Below are 6,193 nucleotides of genomic sequence, written 5' to 3' on the forward strand. Positions count from 1 at the left end.
AAATGGCTGCGTGGGACGTGACAGGCACGCTGTCCACATTCTTGCCAAATGGGCCGTATCATTTGTATAATAGAAGCAGATATTTCATAAAATAAAAAAGACTGAGCGCCGCGAACGCTCAGCCGAAGCAACTACATGCCGCAAGAAGAGCGGCTGACCTAATTGAATCAGCGATTACCGAAAAGGAGTAACCGTCTTAATCCATTGGTCGTGGGGGAGCGGTTACTTCTTTTTGTTTATATAGACGACCATCGTGACGATCAATGTTAGCATCCCTATCAGTACTAGACTGAATTGAGCAACTAAGCTTAATGCTTCGTATGTCGTCATTTTCCCACCTCCCTCCATTAGGGAAGTGGTCAACCGCCCACCCTGCTTATGTAGTTGCTACTACTGCGATTGTAACATGTCCGTATGCTTTCTTCTACAAATCCAGGCAATATGTCTCAAACGCAACCGCTATACCGAGCCTATAAGAAGATTCCATCATTTTTTGTAGACAAACTCTCATTCTTGCCAAATTCCACATATTTTTTCTTCTGTTCTTCTTTCGTACCTAAGAAACATTGCAATAGCGCGTCGATATTCATGAATGGGGGCGTGTGTGTTTGCGGTTGCTTATATAAATAAAAACTACCCCAGCGATAATGTTCGGAAAGATGAGCAATACGGGCCTCGACAGAATTGAGATGAATGTAGCGGCTTACTTCCAACATGCCTTTTTCCTCATAAACGCATAAAACAGAGAGCCCATCTATGACTCTCTGTTTCTACAAATCTCGACATCCATCGGGGCGTGACAGGCACCGTTATTACTTCACCAATTCTAACGGCACCGGAATGAATTTTTCTACTGTTTCGCCATTTACAACTTTTAGTGCTGTTTTGACGGCGTTTTCCCCGATTAGTGCTGGTTTTTGAGCAATGGTTGCGGCCATTTTTCCTTCTTGTACAGCTTTTACTGCATCATCCGTTGCGTCAAATCCAACAACGATCACATCTTTCATTCCATGCGCCTCAAGTGCTTCTAACGCCCCTAACGCCATTTCATCATTGTGCGCAAACACCGCTTTTATATCTTTTTGACTTTGTAAAATATTTTCCATAACTGATAATCCTTTCGCACGGTCGAAATCAGCAGCTTGTTTTGCAACCACTTTAATGTTGCTTGCTTTGTCAATGACTTGATGGAATCCTTCGCCACGTTCACGTGCCGCTGATGAGCCAGGAATTCCTTCTAACTCAACGATATTTCCACCATCTTTTAATGCCTCAATAATAAACTCACCAGCCATTTTTCCTCCTGCAACGTTATCTGAAGCGATATGAGCAACAACCTCCCCACCATCTGCACTACGGTCGACCGTAATGACTGGGATGTTCGCCTTGTTCGCCGATTCAATCGCTGATGCAACAGCGCTAGAATCAGTTGGGTTAATTAAAATAATATCTACCCCTTGTTGAATTAAATCTTCGATATCGCTCGTTTGTTTCGCTGGATCGTTTTGTGCATCAACAACTGTTAACGATACATTTGCTTCTTTCGCTGCTTTTTCTGCCCCTTCCTTCAACGTGACGAAAAACGGATTGTTTAACGTCGAAATTGATAAACCAATTTTTACATCCCCTTCTTCCTTTTTCTCCGTGCTGTTCGTTGGAGTACCGCTGTCTAGTGAACAACCGATAAGCCCCCACATAACGACTAAAATAACTGTCAACATTCCTACAATTTTCTTCATCATTCTCCCCCGCTTTGCTTAAAATTTATATCAAACTTCTTTTCGGCGATCTAAAATCACCGCAAGAAGAATGACAACACCTTTAATGACTTGTTGGTAAAAAGATGACACGTTTAGTAGGTTTAATCCATTATTTAATACCCCAATGATTAACGCTCCGATAAGCGTACCAAAAATCCAGCCGCGTCCACCGGATAAACTAGTTCCCCCTAACACAACCGCCGCAATCGCATCGAGCTCGTAAGCAGTTCCTGCAGTCGGTTGAGCGGAATTTAGACGAGAAGTTAAAATTAAACCTGCCAAAGCCGCTAAGCCACCTGTTAAGGAATAAATCCAAATTTTTAAACGATCAACGCGAATACCCGATAAACGAGTCGCTTCCTCATTTCCACCAATCGCATATGTATGGCGACCGAACGTCGTTTTCTTTAATACGACATAAAGTAATACATAAGCAACAAGCATCAATACAACGGGAACAGAAATTCCGAGAAAATAACCACGCCCAATCATTTGGAAAGCCAGTTCATCCGAAAAACCGGTAATCGGCCGTCCCTCTGTATACACAAGGGTAGCCCCGCGAAAAATAGTCATTGTCGCTAATGTCGCAATAAATGGAGCGACGCGCCCTTTCGTAATAATAACGCCGTTTAGCGCCCCCATAGCGAGTCCTGCGGAAATACCGATCATCATTGAGAAAACACCGTTCATTCCATTTGCCATCAATCCAGCCGCAAATGCGCTAGAAAGTGCTAGCACGGAACCTACTGATAAATCAATTCCACCTGTTAAAATAACGAACGTCATCCCAAATGCAATAAGTGCATTAATTGATACTTGTCGCAAAATATTAAGCCAGTTATCGAGTGTAAAAAAGCTATCGCTCAAAAAAGTAAGTACAATACAAAGCAACAACAAGCCTACTAACGGTCCAAGCTTCTTTATATTTAACTTCCAAACAGTTGTCGTCCCTTGCACGATTGGTTTTTGCATTATACGTCTCCCCCTGTCGCCGCGCGCATAATCGTTTCTTGATCGACATTGTCGTTCTGCAAGATCGCCGTTACTTTTCCTTCATGAACAACCATAATCCGATCACTCATCCCTAGAATCTCAGGTAGTTCCGACGACACCATGATGATCGCAACACCTTGAGCAGCTAGCTCATTCATCATCTCATAAATTTCTTTTTTTGCCCCAACGTCTACTCCTCGTGTCGGTTCATCTAAAATCAGTATGCTTGGATTCATTGCCAACCATTTTCCAAATACAACTTTTTGTTGATTTCCTCCACTTAACGATTTTACTTCCATCTCAGCGGAAGCTGCTTTAATATGAAGTCGTTCGATTAAAGAACGAACAAGCTCATTTTCTTTTTTGTTATCGATGAATCCAATCGTTGCCAACTGCCCTGCTTTCGGCAACGTTAAGTTTTCACGAACGCTCATTTGTAAAACAAGCCCTTTTCCTTTTCGATCTTCAGTAATAAAAGCCATCCCGTATTCCACTGCTTGACGCGGCGATGTGATTTTTACTGGTTGTTGATTCAAATAAACCGTTCCCGCATCAGTTTTTCGAATGCCAAAAATCGCTTCCATTATTTCCGTACGACCGGCACCCATCAACCCAGCAACCCCCAAAATTTCTCCTGCACGCACCGTAAACGAAACGTTATGAAACACCCCGTTTTGTGTCAATCCTTCGACGCGAAGCCGCTCTTCACCGATTTGGACGCTTCGTTTCGGGAAGCGCTCTCCAATTTGTCTGCCGACCATCATATGGACAATCTCATCAAATGTCGTTTCACGTATTAGCTTCGTTCCAATAAACTGGCCGTCGCGCAAAACGGAGATGCGGTCGCAAATCGTAAAAATTTCTTCCATCCGATGTGAAATGTAAACAATTGCAACCCCTTGTTGTTTTAACGTACGAATGACGGTAAAGAGCGTTTGAATTTCGCGATCGGTTAATGCCGCTGTTGGCTCATCCATAATTAAACATTTGGCATTCGTTGATAATGCTCTAGCAATCTCGATAACTTGTTGCTTACCAACCGATAAACACCCCGCCATCTCATTCGGATCGATGTCCATGCCAAGTTTTTGCAAATATCGTTTTGCTTCTTCTGCCATTTCTTTTTGGCGAATCCATCCCGTTTTTCCAATCGTTTGTTCTCGCCCTAAAAACATATTTTCCGCTACCGTTAACGTTGGGATGATATTTAGCTCTTGATGAATAAACACAATGCCGTCTCGCTCTGCTTCTTTCGGATGCCGATAATGTACCTCTTTCCCATCGACCGTAATCGTCCCAGCATCTTTTTCGTACATTCCCGTCAATATTTTCATTAACGTCGATTTTCCAGCTCCGTTCTCCCCCATTAGCGCATGTACTTCGCCTGCACATACTTCAAAATCGACTCCGTCTAAGACGAGATGATGATGAAACGCCTTTTTAATTCCTTTCATTTGAATGAATGGCACGTTCGTCTCCTCCTTAAAAATTAACGCCGGAGTGAAGAATTATATTAGCGTAAGGAGTCGCCTCTCCTGTGCGAATAACCGCTTTCGCCGATTTCATCATTTCTTTTAACCGTTCATGTGAAACAGTATGTTGTGTCGTGTTCACAAATCGTTTTTGAATCTCTTGATACATCACAGGATTATGTGTTTGCATTTCTTCCGCAATCGTAATCGCTTCAATCTCTAATTCTTCTAAAATCGGATCGAGTACGGACAAAAAAGATGGGAAACCTTTAATGAGCGATAAATCAATGCGCGTTACTCCTTCCGGAATCGGCAAACCACAATCAGCGATGACGATCATATCTGTATGTCCTAGCGAAGCAAATACGGTATTTAATTCTTTATTTAACACTCCATATTTTTTCATCGTTTTCATCCTTTCTCCGCAAGAAACGACTCTAGTTCTCTCTCGGTCGGCATCCCTGTTTGTGCCCCAAGCTTTGTGACGGAAAGTGCCGCCGCTGCATTTGCATAACGACAAGCATCTTCTAATGCCATGCCTTTACTTAACGCTACCGCAAGCGCTCCATTAAACGTATCCCCCGCTCCCGTCGTATCGACAACTGGTACGCGAAACCCTGGGATAAGTACCTGCTCACCGTTTCGCTGGAATGAAACGCCTCGCTTTCCTTCGGTCACGATCAATTTGTGCGCCCATTGTTTTAACGGTCTCCCCGCCAGCACGACATCACGTTCGTGTTCATTTGGCGTCAAAAAGTCGACTTGATCGAGCAATGTGTCTGGGAGCGGCTGTGCCGGTGCTGGGTTTAAAATGACACGAACACCGTTTCGTTTCGCGATCGACACTGCTCGTTCTACGACGGAAAGTGGAATTTCTAACTGAAGCAGACAAACATCGCTTGTCGCAATTTTCTCTTCCCAACGCTCTAGATCGTCTGAACGTAGCGCATGATTGGCTCCAGGAACGACGATAATGCGGTTATCTCCTTCCGAAATGATAATTGTCGCAATGCCAGTTTCGGTATCTGTAACCGGTTTCACACCATCGACAATAATTCCTTCTTTCGCTAAATGCTGAAGCAACTCCGTTCCAAACGCATCGGTGCCAACAGCGCCAATCATCTGCACATCCGCGCCAAGCCGTGCTGCTGCTACCGCTTGATTCGCTCCTTTCCCCCCAGGGATGAGGCGAAACGTTTCCCCTACTACCGTTTCGCCTTGCAGCGGCATTCGTTTTGTGATCGTTACTAAGTCCATATTGATGCTTCCAATGACCGTAATTTTCGGCTTTCTCACGATTTTCCCCTCCTGCGCGTCGAATCCCGTTCAATAAGTTTAACAGGCAGTACGTAATGAAGCTGATCAATCGGCTGCCCTTCAATTGTTTTCACTAAAAGCCGCGCCGCAATCGCCCCCATTTCATAAATTGGTTGCGAAATGGTTGACAGCTCTGGCGTTGTCATCTCCGTTAACGGAATGCCATCGTATCCAATAATCGCAACATCTTCTGGAACACGTAGTCCCAATTGTTGAACAGCTTTTAGCGCCCCAACCGCCATCGCATCGTTCCCAGCAAAAATGCCATCAATTGAATTCGTTTGAATCGCTTGCAGCACCGCTTCTTTCGCTTGTTTCAGTTGATAATTCCCTTGAATGACAACTGCTTCTTCCCAAAGTCCTAAACTTTTCATTTCATCGCGATATCCGTAAAAACGTTGCATTGCGTTCACGACATGCGTTGGTCCTTGAATATGGGCAATTTTTCGGCATCCAATGTCATACAAATGCCTCGTCGCTACACGAGCGCCACTGTAGTTATCCGCAATGACCGATGGAAATGAATGATCAGATGGACGGTCCAAAACAACAATCGGAACATCTAACTCGGCCACTTCTTCCATCGCCAATTGATTCGTCGTTAAAATCATGCCATCCACATATTTTTGTTTTAAGACATCCATATATTGC

Annotated in this window: 8 protein-coding genes; all 8 read right to left on the minus strand. The window is 44.0% G+C overall.

Features of this window, described 5'->3' with window-relative positions; translation table 11 throughout:
- Window positions 1-222: 222 nt before the first annotated feature.
- Complete coding sequence (locus tag V7Z64_RS11025) at window positions 223-330, minus strand: putative holin-like toxin (protein ID WP_237811398.1); 108 nt, start codon at window positions 328-330, stop codon at window positions 223-225.
- 140 nt (window positions 331-470) lie between these two features.
- Complete coding sequence (locus V7Z64_RS11030; RefSeq protein WP_052023530.1) at window positions 471-716, minus strand: hypothetical protein; 246 nt, start codon at window positions 714-716, stop codon at window positions 471-473.
- Between the two features lie 96 nt (window positions 717-812).
- Window positions 813-1,739 (minus strand): ribose ABC transporter substrate-binding protein RbsB, encoded by a 927-nt coding sequence (rbsB, locus tag V7Z64_RS11035; RefSeq protein ID WP_297990711.1) that lies wholly within the window; start codon window positions 1,737-1,739, stop codon window positions 813-815.
- A 30-nt stretch (window positions 1,740-1,769) separates the two neighbouring features.
- Window positions 1,770-2,732: an ABC transporter permease subunit gene (locus V7Z64_RS11040; protein WP_297990712.1), complete on the minus strand. Its 963-nt coding sequence runs from the start codon at window positions 2,730-2,732 to the stop codon at window positions 1,770-1,772.
- Entirely contained in the window at window positions 2,732-4,207 is a 1,476-nt protein-coding gene (locus V7Z64_RS11045) for a sugar ABC transporter ATP-binding protein (RefSeq protein ID WP_297990716.1), read from the minus strand. The genes V7Z64_RS11040 and V7Z64_RS11045 overlap by 1 nt, the downstream gene beginning before the upstream one ends.
- A 28-nt stretch (window positions 4,208-4,235) precedes the next feature.
- Window positions 4,236-4,631: a D-ribose pyranase gene (rbsD, locus tag V7Z64_RS11050; protein WP_035019919.1), complete on the minus strand. Its 396-nt coding sequence runs from the start codon at window positions 4,629-4,631 to the stop codon at window positions 4,236-4,238.
- Between the two features lie 5 nt (window positions 4,632-4,636).
- Window positions 4,637-5,521 carry a ribokinase gene (gene rbsK, locus V7Z64_RS11055; RefSeq protein WP_297990714.1) on the minus strand — a complete coding sequence of 295 codons (885 nt, stop codon included), beginning with the start codon at window positions 5,519-5,521 and terminating at the stop codon, window positions 4,637-4,639.
- Window positions 5,518-6,193 (minus strand): substrate-binding domain-containing protein (locus V7Z64_RS11060; RefSeq protein WP_297990715.1); only part of this gene is annotated, 676 nt, incomplete at its 5' end. The genes rbsK and V7Z64_RS11060, both read right to left, overlap by 4 nt.

This window comes from Anoxybacillus sp. (genome assembly GCF_036834105.1).
Classification (GTDB): domain Bacteria; phylum Bacillota; class Bacilli; order Bacillales; family Anoxybacillaceae; genus Anoxybacillus.

What these genes read in the sequence shown, in the direction of transcription:
- V7Z64_RS11025 (WP_237811398.1), bottom strand. Translation starts at nt 330, where the DNA reads ATGACGACATACGAAGCATTAAGCTTAGTTGCTCAATTCAGTCTAGTA.
- V7Z64_RS11030 (WP_052023530.1), bottom strand. Translation starts at nt 716, where the DNA reads ATGTTGGAAGTAAGCCGCTACATTCATCTCAATTCTGTCGAGGCCCGT.
- rbsB (WP_297990711.1), bottom strand. Translation starts at nt 1,739, where the DNA reads ATGAAGAAAATTGTAGGAATGTTGACAGTTATTTTAGTCGTTATGTGG.
- V7Z64_RS11040 (WP_297990712.1), bottom strand. Translation starts at nt 2,732, where the DNA reads ATGCAAAAACCAATCGTGCAAGGGACGACAACTGTTTGGAAGTTAAAT.
- V7Z64_RS11045 (WP_297990716.1), bottom strand. Translation starts at nt 4,207, where the DNA reads ATGAAAGGAATTAAAAAGGCGTTTCATCATCATCTCGTCTTAGACGGA.
- rbsD (WP_035019919.1), bottom strand. Translation starts at nt 4,631, where the DNA reads ATGAAAAAATATGGAGTGTTAAATAAAGAATTAAATACCGTATTTGCT.